The organism is Ralstonia sp. Ralssp110, from assembly GCF_047325135.1.
Taxonomy (GTDB): Bacteria; Pseudomonadota; Gammaproteobacteria; order Burkholderiales; family Burkholderiaceae; genus Ralstonia; species Ralstonia mojiangensis.
In genome coordinates this window covers 2,019,488-2,032,760 of record NZ_CP168610.1, presented here as the reverse complement: position 1 = coordinate 2,032,760, position 13,273 = coordinate 2,019,488, and the positions used below count along the sequence as shown (strand labels likewise).

Here is a 13,273-nt window from a genome sequence, read left to right as displayed (position 1 = left end):
GCGCGAGCGCCCGCTGCTTATGACCGGCGTCAAAACCCATGCGAGTGGTTAGAAGCTTATGCGCAATCCATGCAGGCGCGGCTGCGGGGAATCGCATAAAATCAAGGCCTTGACCGATTTTTGCATTGCCACATAGCCCGATTGAACTCCGTTGGGCTGGCCCGAACGTCACCATGTCCGCCTTCAATCAAGAGACCGTTCTGAGCGTCCATCACTGGAACGACTCGCTGTTCAGCTTCAAGACCACGCGCGATCAGGCGCTGCGCTTCCATAACGGCCACTTCGTCATGATCGGGCTGGAAGTCGAGGGCAAGCCCTTGATGCGCGCCTACAGCATTGCCAGCCCGAACTATGAAGAGCACCTTGAGTTCTTCAGCATCAAGGTGCAGAACGGCCCGCTGACGTCGCGTCTGCAGCATCTGAAAGTGGGCGACAAGCTGCTGGTGAGCAAGAAGCCGGTCGGCACGCTCGTGCTCGATGACCTGCTGCCTGGCAAGAACCTGTATCTGTTCGGCACTGGCACTGGCCTCGCACCGTTCATGAGCATCATCCAAGACCCGGACACCTACGAACGCTTCGAGAAGGTCGTGCTGCTGCACGGTGTGCGCCAAGTGAGCGAGCTGGCCTATGCCGACTTCATCACCCGCGAATTGCCGAATAACGAGTTCTTCGGCGATCAGGTGCGCGAGAAGCTGATCTATTACCCGACCGTCACGCGCGAGCCGTTCCGCAACATGGGCCGCCTGACTGACCTCGTCGAGAACGGCAAGCTGTCCGCCGACATCGGTCTGCCTCCGATGGACCCGGCCGTCGATCGCGCCATGATCTGCGGTAGCCCAGCCATGCTGGAAGACACTTGCAAGCTGCTCGATGCCCGTGGTTTCAAGATTTCGCCTCGCATGGGCGAAGCCGGTGACTACGTGATCGAACGCGCCTTCGTCGAGAAATAATCGACACTGCTTCCGTTCCAAACGCCGGCCTGAGTGCCGGCGTTTTGTTTTCTGGGCGCCCAGGGCAATCCCGCGTCGGCAAAGGCGGGGCGGGCGGATACAATGCGCGCCTTGCCCACAACGCATGTCTGCAACGATGTCCTTGCCTACCATCGCCATCCTCGCCACCGGCGGCACAATCGCTGGCTCTGCTGACGACGCTGGCTCCGCCGCGCGCTATCGCGCTGGCGCCGTCCCCATCGATCAACTGCTCGCGGCCAGCAAACTTGGTTTGGAGCGCATCGCCAACGTGCGCGCCGAGCAGGTCGCCCAGATCGACAGCAAGGACCTGACGTTCGACGTATGGGAAAGGCTGGTCGCGCGTATTCGTCACTGGATCGACGTCGAGCGCGTGGATGGCGTGGTCATCACGCACGGTACCGACACGCTTGAAGAAACCGCGATGTTGCTGCACCTGACGCAGCAGACGGATACGCCGATCGTCCTGACGGCGGCGATGCGGCCGTCGACGTCGCTGTCGGCGGATGGCCCTCTGAATCTGCTGAACGCGGTGCGATTGGCCGCCAGTTCGTCTGCGCGCGGGCGTGGCGTGCTGGTGGCGATCAACCAGCGCGTGCATGCCGCCCGCGATGTGCAAAAGGCGCACACTTACGCGGTCGAGGCCTTTGTTTCGCCGGATGTGGGGCCGCTGGGTTTCGTGCTCGACGCCCAAGTGCAGTTTCAGCGTGCTGCGCAGCGCGTGACTGCAGAGGAAGTTCTGCCGATGCCGCCAGCGGGACAGTGGCCATGGGTGGAAGTGGTGGCGAGCTATGTGCAACCCGATGCGCATGTCGTTGATGCGTTAGTCGCGGCGGGCGTGCAGGGGTTGGTAATTGCCGCAACAGGCGCGGGCTCTATCCATGCGAATCTCGAGGCGGCGTTGAACCGGGCGAGTCAGCAGGGCGTTTTCGTGCTGCGCTCCACGCGTACCGGGGCTGGCTTGGTGCCCGCGCAACCTAGTGGAGAGCGCTGGGCCTCGAGCGGATCGCTGAACCCATATAAGGCGCGTGTGCTCTTGACGTTGCTTCTGGCCTCGGGGCGCGCCCAGGCAGAAGTTGCCTCTCTGCAGCAAGTCATTGATCGATATTGAAAAAATCTCCAAGGCCTGCGTATAATGGTAGGCTAACCAACCTTGCTGCACCGGAGTGTGACGCCCGGGCGGCTTAATCCACAAGGAGCGTCAATGCGTCATTACGAAATCGTATTCATCGTCCATCCGGACCAGAGCGAGCAAGTGCCCGCGATGATCGAGCGCTACAAGAGCACGGTCACCACGCAAGGCGGCCAAGTGCACCGCGTCGAGGACTGGGGCCGTCGTCAACTGGCCTACATGATCCAGAAGCTCGCAAAGGCTCACTACGTGTGCCTGAATATCGAGTGCGGCAAGGAGACCCTGGCTGAGCTCGAGCATGCGTTCAAGTTCAACGATGCCGTGCTGCGTCACCTCATCGTTCAGACCAAGAAGGCTGAAACGGCGCCGTCGCCGATGATGAAGGAAGTCGCACGCGAAGAGGCCAAGAAGGCCGCCGCTCAGACCGAACAGGCCGCCTGATGCCGCGCGGTGCTGCGCAAGCCTGACCGCGCATCACCAGCATGAACGAAACCCACGGGGATAACGCTATCAATCGCCTGCAGCTCGTCGCTACTCTGGTCGAGCGCGAGGTGATGCGATACACCCCAGCCGGCGTACCGATCGTCAATTGTCTTCTGGCATACAGCGGGCAGGCGGTCGAAGCGCAAACAGTGCGGCAGATCGAGTTTTCGATGGAAGCGCTGGCAGCCGGCAAGATGGCTTCCGTTCTGGATCGCATCGCTCCGGGCACTGTCCTGGATTGCGTAGGATTCCTGGCTCGCAAGCACCGCAGCAGTAAGGCACTGGTCTTTCACATCTCCGGATGTAACGTATTCGTAAAGGATTGAATCATGGCATTCATGAACAAGAAGCAGCGCGACGCGAAGAACAAGAAGCGCTTCCAGCAGCAAAACCCGTTGTTCAAGCGCAAGAAGTTCTGCCGCTTCACGGTGGCCGGCGTTGAACAGATCGACTACAAGGATCTGGACACGCTCAAGGACTTCATCGGCGAGAACGGCAAGATCACCCCGGCCCGCCTGACCGGCACGCGCGCGATCTATCAGCGCCAGCTGGACACGGCCATCAAGCGCGCACGTTTCCTCGCGCTGATGCCGTACACCGATCAGCACAAGCACTAATCAGCGGGATAAGGAGAACTCACAATGCAAATTATTCTGCTCGAGAAGGTCGTCAACCTGGGTAACCTGGGCGACGTGGTGCGTGTGAAGGATGGTTACGCACGTAACTTCCTGATCCCGAACAAGCAAGCCCGCCGCGCTACGGATTCCGCCATCAAGGAATTCGAAGCCCGCCGCGCTGAGTTGGAAAAGCTGGCCGCTGAAAAGCTGGCTGCCGCGCAAGCCGAAGGCGAGAAGCTGAACGGTCTGACGCTGCAACTGTCGCAAAAGGCTGGTGTGGATGGCCGTCTGTTCGGCTCCGTCACGAACCACGACATCGCTGACGCACTGGTTGCGCAAGGCTTCAAGGTTGAGAAGGCGCAAGTGCGTCTGCCGAACGGTCCGCTGAAGACCGTGGGCGACCACCCGGTCGTCGTCTCGCTGCACACCGACGTGGCAGTTGACGTGAACGTGTCGGTGCTGGGCGACGCCGCCTAAGCACGCGCGCAGCACCTCGCGGCGCCCGGGTCACCGATCGACGCGAGTCAAGAAGGCAGGGACGAAAGTCTCTGCCTTTTTTGTTGTCCTTTGTATCAGGGGTCCAGATTGAAGACCGAGCAGCGCCGCTATAATCCCGCCATGAACGCGCCCTCCGATCCCCAGCTCGATTCCCTCAAGGTGCCCCCGCATTCCATCGAGGCCGAACAGTCGGTGCTTGGCGGGTTGTTGCTGGATAACGCCGCTTGGGATCGCATTGCCGATTTCATCAATGAGCACGATTTCTACCGCTACGACCACCGGCTGATCTTCCACAACATCGGCAAGCTGATCTCGCAGGCCAAGCCGGCTGACGTGATCACGGTGTACGAGCAGTTGCAGGCCGCTGGCAAGGCGGAAGAGGTGGGCGGCCTGGCCTACCTGAATGCGCTGGCGCAGAACACGCCGAGTGCTGCCAACATCCGTCGCTATGCGGAAATCGTCCGTGACCGCGGCGTGCTGCGCCAACTTGTGACGATCGCAGACGAGATTTCCGCCGGAGCCTTCAACCCGCAGGGCCGCGACGTACGCCAGCTGCTGGACGAGGCCGAATCCAAGGTGTTCGCGATTGCCGAAGAAGGTTCGCGCGGGCAGAAGGGCTTCCTGGAAATCCAGCCGCTGCTGACGCAAGTGGTCGAGCGCATTGACGAGCTGTACCACCGCGATAACCAGAGCGACATTACCGGCGTGCCGACGGGCTTCGTCGACCTCGACCGCATGACCAGCGGTATGCAAGGCGGCGATCTGATCATCGTGGCCGGTCGCCCATCGATGGGTAAGACGGCGTTCTCGCTGAACATCGGCGAACACGTTGCGGTGGAGCAAGGCCTGCCGGTGGCCGTGTTCTCGATGGAAATGGCGGGCACGCAGCTCGCCATGCGTATGCTGGGTTCGGTCGGGCGATTGGATCAGCACCGGCTGCGTACCGGCCGCTTGCTCGACGAGGATTGGCCGCGCCTGACGCATGCCATCCAGAAGATGAACGACGCGCAGCTCTTCATTGACGAGACGCCCGCGTTGAACCCGATGGAATTGCGTGCGCGCTCGCGGCGGCTTGCACGGCAGTGCGGGCAGCTCGGCCTGATCGTCATCGATTACCTGCAACTGATGTCCGGCTCGGGTGGTGGCGAGAACCGTGCGACCGAAATTTCGGAAATCTCGCGTTCGCTGAAAGGTCTGGCGAAGGAGCTCAACTGCCCGGTGATCGCGCTGTCGCAGTTGAACCGAAGCCTGGAACAGCGCCCGAACAAGCGCCCAGTGATGTCGGATTTGCGTGAATCCGGCGCTATCGAACAGGATGCCGACGTGATCTTGTTCATCTATCGGGACCAGGTCTACAACCCCGATTCTCCAGACAAGGGGACCGCCGAAATCATCATCGGTAAGCAGCGTAACGGCCCGATTGGTACCGTTCGTCTCACGTTCCTGGGGGAATACACGAAGTTCGATAACTTCACCGGGGGCAATGCGTTCTTTGACAACGATACGTAACCTGTAATTCGTGTCGGCCCGCCACAACGTGCCACGTATTTCGCGAGGCCGGTTCCGGTAAAATATTGCGTTTTAATGACAGCGCCGGCGGTGATCCCGTCCGGCGTTGTTTTTACGACTCCTGCTTTTTTCCGTTCCCAAGGATCATCATGTTCGGTCGCTTCATGCCCACCGAAGGCAAGTTTTTTGAGTACTTCAACCAGCACGCCGAGTGCGCCGTCAAGGCGGCCCATGCACTCAAGGAGCTGGTCAATGACTTGCCCAATGCCGAAATGCATGCACGCAATGTGCAGAACTTTGAAAAGAAGGCCGATCGCATCACGCATGACACGATCGAGTTGCTGCACAAGACCTTCATCACGCCGCTCGACCGCGACGAGATCCACAAGCTGATCACGACGATGGACGACATCCTCGACCTGATGGAAGACGTGTCGCTCACCATCTCGTTGTATGACGTGACCAACCTGACGGACGAATCGCGCCAGCTCGCCATGATCTGCGTGGCTTGCTGCGAGGAAGTCCGCAAGGCCGTGGCGCTGCTCAGTGACATGAACAACGGCCGTCAGATCCTCACCATCGCCCAGGAAATCGACCGTCTGGAGTCAGAGGCCGATCGCGTGATGCGTGCCGCCATGGCCAAGCTGTTCCGCACCGAAAACGACATCAAGCTGCTGATCAAGCTGAAGGCGATTTACGAGCAACTGGAGAGCGTCACAGACCGTTGCGAGGATGTTGCCAACATCATCGAAGGCATCGTGCTCGAAAACGCCTGACGAGACGACGCCCTCATGCATACGCTTCAGATCAGTCTCTGGGTGGTCGTTCTGCTGGTGGCGCTGGCCATCGTGTTCGACTTCATGAATGGCTTCCACGACGCGGCTAACTCCATTGCGACGGTGGTGTCGACCGGCGTGCTCAAGCCGCAGCAGGCGGTGGCGATGGCCGCAGCCTGCAACGTGATCGCCATTTTCATCTTCCACCTCAAGGTGGCAACCACGGTGGGGCGCGACACAATTGATCCGTCCATCGTTGATCATTACGTCATCTTTGGGGCGTTGGTCGGCGCTATCGCGTGGAACATCATCACGTGGTACTACGGCATTCCGTCCAGCTCGTCGCACGCGCTGATCGGTGGTCTGGTGGGCGCGGCTGTGGCCAAGTCGGGCACGGGCTCGCTGGTGGCCGGTGGCTTGCTCAAGACGGTGGCGTTCATCCTGATTTCGCCGTTGCTGGGTTTTATCCTCGGCTCGCTGCTGATGGTGGCGGTGTCCTGGCTGTTCTTCCGAACGCCGCCATCCAAGGTGGACCGATGGTTCCGGCGCTTGCAGTTGCTCTCGGCCTCGCTGTACAGCTTGGGCCATGGCGGCAACGATGCCCAGAAGACCATCGGCATCATCTGGATGCTGCTGATTGCGGGCGGCTACGCATCGGCCACTGCAACTGAACCGCCGATCTGGGTCATCGTGTGCTGCTATGTGGCGATCGGTCTCGGTACGCTGCTGGGCGGCTGGCGGATCGTGCGGACGATGGGTCAGAAGATCACCAAGCTCAAACCGGTCGGCGGTTTCTGCGCTGAAACCGGTGGCGCCATGACGCTGTTCTTGGCATCGGCGTTGGGTGTGCCAGTGTCGACGACGCATACCATCACCGGCGCCATCGTCGGCGTGGGATCTGCGCAGAAGGCTTCCGCTGTGCGCTGGGGTGTGGCCGGCAACATCGTCTGGGCATGGGTTTTGACGATTCCCGCATCCGCGTTCATGGCGGCAATTGCCTGGTGGATCGGCCGACACGTGCTGTAAGCCGACCGCAGGTCGACATCGAAAAAAACGAAACGCCCACCAAATCGGTGGGCGTTTTGCATTGGGTGAGCGCCGCGTTAGTTATTGCGTTGCGAAGCGCGCGATGGGGTCATCGTCCGCAGGAGCCGTCGCAGCGGCGGGCCCGCGCGTCGACATCAGGTTGTCGGTTTGAGCATCGCGTGCGCGGGCGAGGGTACCCAGGAGATCATCATCGATCGGACGGGGGGGGCTGACGGGTGCCGGAACCATCGGTGCGACGATCGGTGCTGGTGCATCCGGCAGGTTGCTTACGGTCACGACGCGGCGCGCGCCCATGTAGCGGCTTGCCCAGTAAGACTTGGTCATGTCTTCCAGGCGCACGGTGCCACCCGTGGCTGGTGCATGGACAAACCGGTTCTGGCCCACATAGATGCCGACGTGCGAGTTCGGCTGGCCGGTCGTGTTGAAGAAGACGAGGTCGCCCGACGCGACGTCGCGGCGATCCAATAACGTGCCGCGGCGGCCCATTTCGGCGGCGGTCCGTGGCAGATTCACAGAAGCAGCGCGCTGCACGACGTAGCGCACGAGCCCACTGCAATCGAAGCCGCTGTCGGGTGTATTGCCGCCGTAGCGGTAGGGGGTGCCGACCAGCGCCATCGCCTCAATGGAGATTTCTTCCAGACCGGCGCTGGGGTCGTGGATCGGGGCGCCGCGTGTGCGCAGGCCCGCGTCGCGCGAGGCGGTGGAGCGGGTAGGCGTTGACGAGCAGGCGGACAGCAGGCAGACCAGCGCAAGCAGAGCGGTGCCTGCTACTCGGGTATTGCCAAAGGAAGAGCTGTACCGCGTCAGCATGCGCCATCAGGAGAGTCTGGATAGCGAGCATGCTATGCGCGCCGCGTCAGAAAGCCAAACAGCGTGTTGGCGAGGCGCAACGCCAAGCGGGGTGCGGGTCTGCGGATTTTGCCCCGATGGCGTCGCGTTTTGCGGGCAGTTTTACCAGCGTAGCTGGACGCTGCGCGTGCTGCCGGTCTGCACCGTTGCGCGCTTGGTGGCGCCCTGGTACGTGGCGATGACGTTATAGCTGGCCGGCGGGGCCTTGATCAGGCAGCGTGGGCCATCGGCGCGAAAGCTTGCCACCTCCTTGCCGTGTCGCGTGAGCTGTACGTCGACGTCGGCGAGATACTCGCCGCGTGCGCCTTGCGTGAACAGCAGAGACAGGTTGTAGTTGCGCGCCTCGCTGTTCAGCGCCTGCTGCTCGTCCTGTGCAACGCCGCCGCAGACGTAGCTGATCTGGCCGGCGGTCTTTGGCGTGAGGTCGTCGGCGAGCGCAATGGAGGCGCCGGCGGACAGCATCATCGCCAGCGCGGCCGACGTCAGGGTCAAACGCGATCGGGTCTGCAGGTTTTGCTGCATGGGCATCATTGGCCTCCATCGGGAAAAAGAGAGGTGCCCGATCTGCAGCAAAAAAAAGGCCACGCGATTGCGTGGCCTGATGGCACAACGATTTGCGGCAGACAAATTTGTTGTCGCGTGATTTTTACAGCACGTCAGAGGCGTGATCCGCGAGTCGCGAGCGCTCGCCGCGCGCCAACGTGATATGCCCGCTGTGGCTCCATCCCTTGAAGCGATCCACTACATAAGTCAGGCCCGACGAACCTTCCGTCAGATACGGCGTGTCGATCTGCGCGATGTTCCCCAGGCAGACGATCTTGGTGCCGGGGCCTGCGCGCGTGACGAGCGTCTTCATCTGCTTGGGTGTCAGGTTTTGCGCCTCGTCGATGATCAGGAACTTGTTGACGAAGGTGCGGCCGCGCATGAAGTTCATGCTCTTGACCTTGATGCGCGAGCGGATCAGCTCCTGCGTGGCAGCGCGGCCCCATTCGCCGGCGTTGTCGTCGGACTTTTGCAGGACTTCGAGGTTGTCGTCGAAGGCACCCATCCACGGCTGCATTTTTTCTTCTTCCGTGCCGGGCAGGAAGCCGATGTCTTCACCCACGGGCACCGTGGCGCGCGTGATGATGATCTCGTTGTAGAGTTTCTGATCCAGCACTTGCTCGAGGCCTGCCGCGAGTGCCAGCAGCGTCTTGCCCGTGCCGGCTTGGCCCAGCAGCGAAACGAAGTCGACTTCCGGATGCATCAGCAGGTTCAACGCGAAGTTCTGCTCGCGGTTGCGCGCGGTCACGCCCCAGACGTTGTTTTTCTGGTGCGTGTAGTCTTTGAGCGTTTGCAGCACGGCGGTTTTGCCGTTCAGCTCCTTGACCTGTGCATACAGCGGCAGGCTGCCGTCATTCGGCTCCAGGAAAACAAACTGGTTGACCAGGAACGACGGCACCAGCGGCCCGGACAAGCGGTAGAACGTCGTGCCCGTCTTCGGGTCCTGCCAGCTCTCGATGTTCTTGCCGTGCTTCTGCCAGAAGTCTGTCGGCAGCGCCATGATGCCGCTGTAGAGCAGGTCGGTGTCTTCCAGCACGCGATCGTTGAAGTAGTCCTCCGCTGGCAGGCCGAGGGCGCGTGCCTTGATCCGCATGTTGATGTCTTTGGACACCAGCACGACTGATCGGTCCGGACGTTGCTGTTGCAATGCGGCCACCACACCAAGGATCTGGTTGTCCGCTTTGCCCTGCGGCAGGCCATCGGGCAGCTTGATGTCGTTCAGACGCGTCTGGAAGAACAGGCGTCCCTGCGCATCGCGGTTGCCGAGCTTGGCCAGAGGAAGGCCGTCGTCCATGACACCATCGGTGCCAGCCACGAGCTGGTCGAGCGTGCGGCTGACCGTGCGGGCATTGCGCGCAACTTCGCTCATGCCCTTCTTGTGGTTGTCCAGCTCTTCCAACGTCATCATCGGCAGATAGACGTCGTGCTCTTCAAAACGGAAGAGCGATGTCGGATCGTGCATCAGGACGTTGGTGTCAAGCACGAACAGCTTGGCGGGGCCTTCATCGCGGCGGTCGCGCCGGCGGGCAGCGGTTTCGGTCGATTTGCCGGTCGCGCTTACCTTGTCGACGGCCTTGGCGAGGATGCCGGCGTGTTCACGTGAAGTCTCTTTCGCCATGGGGGACGCTTCGCCCGAGCGGGCGCGGGCCGTGCTGGCTGCATTGCGTTTGGGTTGCGCACGGCCGGTTTCTGACAGCGCCTCGCGCTCGAGCGCTGGCACCGGTTTTCGAGGTTCCTGACCCGCCTTCGGCTTTCCGGCTTTGCCGAAAGGCTTGAATTCAGCCGGGTCAAGCAATTGGGCTGGCTGGGTGGGCATGGTCGGCAGCGGCATGCTTCGATTACCTCTCTGGCTGGAACAACGACGAAACACCGTCCGCGCATATGGCGAGGCGGTGCTGGCGGAAAACGCGGGAAAACGGATGGGCACGTCGCGGCGTCTGATGTGCGGACGACGGCCACAAAAAAGCCGCCATGACCTGCGAGAGGTGGGGCGGCCTAGGTGAACGCCACGACAAGCTGCACGATTCGGACGTTCTGCCCGGCCTGCTTGCCGGGAAAAACGCAGAAGCGGTATCAGGCCAACTTGGCCGCCGGTACCGTCGTGGGCTATCGGAATGGCATCCGGGTTTCGTACTCATCGGTTCCGACTGTATCGGAAGCTTTTGTGATTTGCAATCGGTCACATGTGACGTGTGGTGCGGCGCAAACTGGACACGAAGGACGATGCGAAATTGACGAAAAGGCAAACCCCCAAGGGTGCCTGGAGGGCGCTTTTCAGACAGCTTGGCCCTATGTGCAGTTACAGCGCGCGCACCGCGGCCAGCACGTCATCCACATGGTTGGGCACTTTCACGGCCCGCCATTCCTTGCGCAACACGCCCTTGGTGTCGATCAGGAATGTGCTGCGCTCGATGCCGCGCACGTCTTTGCCGTACATCTTCTTCATCTTGATGGTGTCAAAGATGTTGCAGACGGCTTCGTCGGCGTCGGAAATCAGCTCGAACGGCATCTCCAGTTTCGCCTTGAAGTTTTCGTGCGATTTCAGGCTGTCGCGCGAGATGCCGAACACCACGGCGCCGGCGGCCTCAAAGGCGTCGTATTGGTCGCGGAAGTTCATCGCCTCGGTGGTGCAGCCGGGCGTGTTGTCCTTCGGATAGAAATACAGCACGACGATCTTGCCGCGCTGCGATGCCGGCGAGAACGTGATGCCGTTGGTGGCCGGTGCGGAGAAATCGGGAAGAGGCTGGTCGATCGTGACGGGCATGGTGTGTTCCGGAAAACCGCGAGGAGAGAGAGACGGGGAGCTCGTAGACGGGCAAATCTGAGATACCGCGCCCGCCGCCAAACCGGAGATCGGAAAGATCAGGCCGGCTGAACGATCAGGCTGCCGCTGCGGCCGGCAACTTCGCCCCACGTGACGGGCTGCACGGGCAGGCTACTGCGATCGAGCGTCGCGTAGTAATCGCCCATCGATCCTAGCCGATGGCCTTGCGCGCGCCAGCCTCGCAGCAACTCGCGGAAGATCGGGGCGAGTTTCTGCCCTTCAAGTTCTGCATGCAAGGTGAATACCTGATCGCGGTCGGACTCGGTCATCTTCAGGATGTGCCGGGCGACGTTGTCGAGCGTGATGTCTTCCACGCCGATCAGTTCGTCCAGTGTGGGCAGCGTGGTCGGCAATTGCACGTGGTTCAGCGCTTTTCCGTCAACGCTTGGGATATACGGATGCGTACCCCGGCCGTCTGAGGCGTACGCCATGCCCCAGTTGTCGATCTGGCGGAACGCGTGGTCGTTCATCTGCCAGCCGGCGGCGCCGTGCGTCACGGGTGGCTTGCCGAACACCTGGATGAAACGCGCGTGGGCGGCGGTCATCTGGCGCGCGGTCCAGCCGGCATCGCGTTGGCGGACATTGTCTTGCCAGAGCACGTGGTCCCAGGTGTGGATGCCGGTTTCGAAGCCTGCCTCCGCAATGGCGCGCATTTCGGTAGCGGCTTTACGGCCGATGTCGGGGCCGGGCAGCAGCACGCCGTACATCAGCGTACGAAGGCCGTAATGCTCGACAACCGACGTGCGGGAAACCTTTTTCAGGAAGCCGGGGCGGAAGGCCCGGCGCAGCGCCCAGCCGGTGTGATCCGGGCCGAGACTGAAGAGGAAGGTCGCACCTGCCTCGTGCTCGCGCAGCATGCGCGCGAGGTTGGGCACGCCTTCGCGGGTGCCGCGCAGGGTGTCGACGTCGATCTTGAGGACGATGAGAGCCATGAACCTGCGCGAGGGTGTTGCTTTTACTTGTTGCCGTTGCCGTCTTCGACCAGGCTGCGGGCTTCAGCCACGTGCGTGCGATACGCTTCGAAGATGTTCGCCAATGCGTCCTTCATCACGGTGGTCGGCTTCCAGCCGAGGTCTTCCATGGTGTTGGCGATCTTCGGCACGCGGTTCTGCACGTCCTGGTAGCCGGTGCCGTAGTAGGCACCGGAGGTCGTTTCCACCAGTTGGACCTGCTTGGCGGTGTCCTTGTACTCGTCGATGTTGGCGGCTTGTTCCAACATCATGTTGGCCAGCTCGCGCACCGAGTAGTTGTTCGACGGGTTGCCGATGTTGTAGATCTTGCCCGAGGCCACGCCGTCCTTGTTGGCAATAATGCGCACCAGTGCGTCGATGCCGTCATCGATATACGTGAAGGCGCGCTTCTGGCTGCCGCCGTCGACGAGCTTGATGTTCTCGCCGCGCACGATGTGGCCGAGGAACTGCGTCACAACGCGCGACGAACCTTCCTTCGGGGTGTAGATCGAGTCCAGGCCCGGGCCGATCCAGTTGAACGGACGGAACAGCGTGAAGTTCAGCCCTTCCATGCCGTAACCCCAGATCACGCGGTCCATCAACTGCTTCGAGCATGCGTAGATCCAGCGCGGCTTGTTGATCGGGCCGTAGATCAGCGGCGAGGCTTCCGGATCGAATTCCGAATCGCCGCACATGCCGTAGACCTCGGAGGTCGACGGGAAGACCAGATGCTTGCCGTACTTGGCCGCCGAGCGAACGATCGGCAGGTTGGCTTCAAAGTCCAGCTCGAACACGCGCAACGGGTCTTTGACGTAGGTCGACGGAGTGGCGATGGCCACCAGCGGCAGGATCACGTCGCACTTCTTCACGTGATACTCGACCCACTCCTTGTTGATGGTGATGTCACCCTCAAAGAAGTGCATGCGCGGGTGGTTGATCAGGTCGCCCAGACGCTCGGTCTGCATGTCCATGCCATAGACCTCCCAATCGGTGGTCTCCAGGATGCGCTTGGACAGGTGGTGGCCGATGAAGCCGTTGACGCCGAGGATCAGTACTTTTTTCATGAAGGCAAACTCA

Annotated in this window: 15 protein-coding genes; 9 read left to right on the top strand and 6 right to left on the bottom strand. The window is 61.4% G+C overall.

Going from position 1 to position 13,273, the window contains the following annotated elements; genetic code table 11:
- The first annotated feature begins 173 nt into the window (after nucleotides 1-173).
- From ACEN9T_RS18420 to ACEN9T_RS18380, 9 genes are all read left to right on the top strand, one after another.
- Entirely contained in the window at nucleotides 174-950 is a 777-nt protein-coding gene (locus ACEN9T_RS18420) for a ferredoxin--NADP reductase (RefSeq protein ID WP_092971393.1), read from the top strand.
- 136 nt (nucleotides 951-1,086) lie between these two features.
- Nucleotides 1,087-2,079: an asparaginase gene (locus ACEN9T_RS18415; protein ID WP_413706715.1), complete on the top strand. Its 993-nt coding sequence runs from the start codon at nucleotides 1,087-1,089 to the stop codon at nucleotides 2,077-2,079.
- A gap of 93 nt (nucleotides 2,080-2,172) precedes the next feature.
- Nucleotides 2,173-2,541 carry a 30S ribosomal protein S6 gene (gene rpsF, locus ACEN9T_RS18410; RefSeq protein WP_027677553.1) on the top strand — a complete coding sequence of 123 codons (369 nt, stop codon included), beginning with the start codon at nucleotides 2,173-2,175 and terminating at the stop codon, nucleotides 2,539-2,541.
- 41 nt (nucleotides 2,542-2,582) lie between these two features.
- Nucleotides 2,583-2,909: a primosomal replication protein N gene (gene priB / locus ACEN9T_RS18405; protein WP_024975888.1), complete on the top strand. Its 327-nt coding sequence runs from the start codon at nucleotides 2,583-2,585 to the stop codon at nucleotides 2,907-2,909.
- Nucleotides 2,910-2,921: 12 nt separating this feature from the next.
- Entirely contained in the window at nucleotides 2,922-3,200 is a 279-nt protein-coding gene (rpsR, locus tag ACEN9T_RS18400; RefSeq protein ID WP_037022304.1) for a 30S ribosomal protein S18, read from the top strand.
- Between the two features lie 24 nt (nucleotides 3,201-3,224).
- Nucleotides 3,225-3,677 (top strand): 50S ribosomal protein L9, encoded by a 453-nt coding sequence (gene rplI / locus ACEN9T_RS18395; RefSeq protein ID WP_252692676.1) that lies wholly within the window; start codon nucleotides 3,225-3,227, stop codon nucleotides 3,675-3,677.
- Nucleotides 3,678-3,818: 141 nt separating this feature from the next.
- Nucleotides 3,819-5,207: a replicative DNA helicase gene (locus tag ACEN9T_RS18390; RefSeq protein WP_027677550.1), complete on the top strand. Its 1,389-nt coding sequence runs from the start codon at nucleotides 3,819-3,821 to the stop codon at nucleotides 5,205-5,207.
- A gap of 149 nt (nucleotides 5,208-5,356) precedes the next feature.
- Nucleotides 5,357-5,983 carry a DUF47 domain-containing protein gene (locus ACEN9T_RS18385; protein WP_092971390.1) on the top strand — a complete coding sequence of 209 codons (627 nt, stop codon included), beginning with the start codon at nucleotides 5,357-5,359 and terminating at the stop codon, nucleotides 5,981-5,983.
- Nucleotides 5,984-5,998: 15 nt separating this feature from the next.
- On the top strand, nucleotides 5,999-7,009 hold the full coding sequence (locus ACEN9T_RS18380; protein WP_092971389.1) for an inorganic phosphate transporter: 1,011 nt from the start codon (nucleotides 5,999-6,001) through the stop codon (nucleotides 7,007-7,009).
- Nucleotides 7,010-7,090: 81 nt separating this feature from the next.
- Here ACEN9T_RS18380 and ACEN9T_RS18375 read toward each other — a convergent pair whose 3' ends face one another.
- The 6 genes from ACEN9T_RS18375 to ACEN9T_RS18350 all read right to left on the bottom strand — a co-directional run bounded on the left by ACEN9T_RS18375 (nucleotide 7,091) and on the right by ACEN9T_RS18350 (nucleotide 13,260).
- The gene (locus ACEN9T_RS18375; protein ID WP_413706714.1) at nucleotides 7,091-7,840 is read right to left on the bottom strand and encodes a C40 family peptidase; all 750 of its coding nucleotides are present in this window, start codon (nucleotides 7,838-7,840) and stop codon (nucleotides 7,091-7,093) included.
- Nucleotides 7,841-7,981: 141 nt separating this feature from the next.
- Complete coding sequence (locus ACEN9T_RS18370) at nucleotides 7,982-8,407, bottom strand: hypothetical protein (RefSeq protein WP_092971870.1); 426 nt, start codon at nucleotides 8,405-8,407, stop codon at nucleotides 7,982-7,984.
- A 118-nt stretch (nucleotides 8,408-8,525) separates the two neighbouring features.
- On the bottom strand, nucleotides 8,526-10,253 hold the full coding sequence (locus tag ACEN9T_RS18365; RefSeq protein ID WP_092971387.1) for a PhoH family protein: 1,728 nt from the start codon (nucleotides 10,251-10,253) through the stop codon (nucleotides 8,526-8,528).
- 468 nt (nucleotides 10,254-10,721) lie between these two features.
- Nucleotides 10,722-11,186, bottom strand: a complete 465-nt coding sequence (locus ACEN9T_RS18360) for a peroxiredoxin (protein WP_413706713.1) — start codon at nucleotides 11,184-11,186, stop codon at nucleotides 10,722-10,724.
- 98 nt (nucleotides 11,187-11,284) lie between these two features.
- On the bottom strand, nucleotides 11,285-12,178 hold the full coding sequence (locus ACEN9T_RS18355) for a 4-deoxy-4-formamido-L-arabinose-phosphoundecaprenol deformylase (RefSeq protein WP_092971385.1): 894 nt from the start codon (nucleotides 12,176-12,178) through the stop codon (nucleotides 11,285-11,287).
- Between the two features lie 23 nt (nucleotides 12,179-12,201).
- On the bottom strand, nucleotides 12,202-13,260 hold the full coding sequence (locus ACEN9T_RS18350) for a bifunctional UDP-4-keto-pentose/UDP-xylose synthase (RefSeq protein WP_413706712.1): 1,059 nt from the start codon (nucleotides 13,258-13,260) through the stop codon (nucleotides 12,202-12,204).
- Nucleotides 13,261-13,273 lie beyond the last annotated feature (13 nt).

Excerpts from the sequence above, each read along its gene's own strand:
- ACEN9T_RS18360 (WP_413706713.1), bottom strand. The coding sequence starts at position 11,186 with ATGCCCGTCACGATCGACCAGCCTCTTCCCGATTTCTCCGCACCGGCC.
- ACEN9T_RS18350 (WP_413706712.1), bottom strand. The coding sequence starts at position 13,260 with ATGAAAAAAGTACTGATCCTCGGCGTCAACGGCTTCATCGGCCACCAC.
- ACEN9T_RS18375 (WP_413706714.1), bottom strand. The coding sequence starts at position 7,840 with ATGCTGACGCGGTACAGCTCTTCCTTTGGCAATACCCGAGTAGCAGGC.
- ACEN9T_RS18370 (WP_092971870.1), bottom strand. The coding sequence starts at position 8,407 with ATGCCCATGCAGCAAAACCTGCAGACCCGATCGCGTTTGACCCTGACG.
- ACEN9T_RS18415 (WP_413706715.1), top strand. The coding sequence starts at position 1,087 with ATGTCCTTGCCTACCATCGCCATCCTCGCCACCGGCGGCACAATCGCT.
- ACEN9T_RS18365 (WP_092971387.1), bottom strand. The coding sequence starts at position 10,253 with ATGCCGCTGCCGACCATGCCCACCCAGCCAGCCCAATTGCTTGACCCG.
- rpsF (WP_027677553.1), top strand. The coding sequence starts at position 2,173 with ATGCGTCATTACGAAATCGTATTCATCGTCCATCCGGACCAGAGCGAG.
- rpsR (WP_037022304.1), top strand. The coding sequence starts at position 2,922 with ATGAACAAGAAGCAGCGCGACGCGAAGAACAAGAAGCGCTTCCAGCAG.
- rplI (WP_252692676.1), top strand. The coding sequence starts at position 3,225 with ATGCAAATTATTCTGCTCGAGAAGGTCGTCAACCTGGGTAACCTGGGC.
- ACEN9T_RS18385 (WP_092971390.1), top strand. The coding sequence starts at position 5,357 with ATGTTCGGTCGCTTCATGCCCACCGAAGGCAAGTTTTTTGAGTACTTC.
- ACEN9T_RS18390 (WP_027677550.1), top strand. The coding sequence starts at position 3,819 with ATGAACGCGCCCTCCGATCCCCAGCTCGATTCCCTCAAGGTGCCCCCG.
- ACEN9T_RS18380 (WP_092971389.1), top strand. The coding sequence starts at position 5,999 with ATGCATACGCTTCAGATCAGTCTCTGGGTGGTCGTTCTGCTGGTGGCG.
- ACEN9T_RS18355 (WP_092971385.1), bottom strand. The coding sequence starts at position 12,178 with ATGGCTCTCATCGTCCTCAAGATCGACGTCGACACCCTGCGCGGCACC.
- ACEN9T_RS18420 (WP_092971393.1), top strand. The coding sequence starts at position 174 with ATGTCCGCCTTCAATCAAGAGACCGTTCTGAGCGTCCATCACTGGAAC.
- priB (WP_024975888.1), top strand. The coding sequence starts at position 2,583 with ATGAACGAAACCCACGGGGATAACGCTATCAATCGCCTGCAGCTCGTC.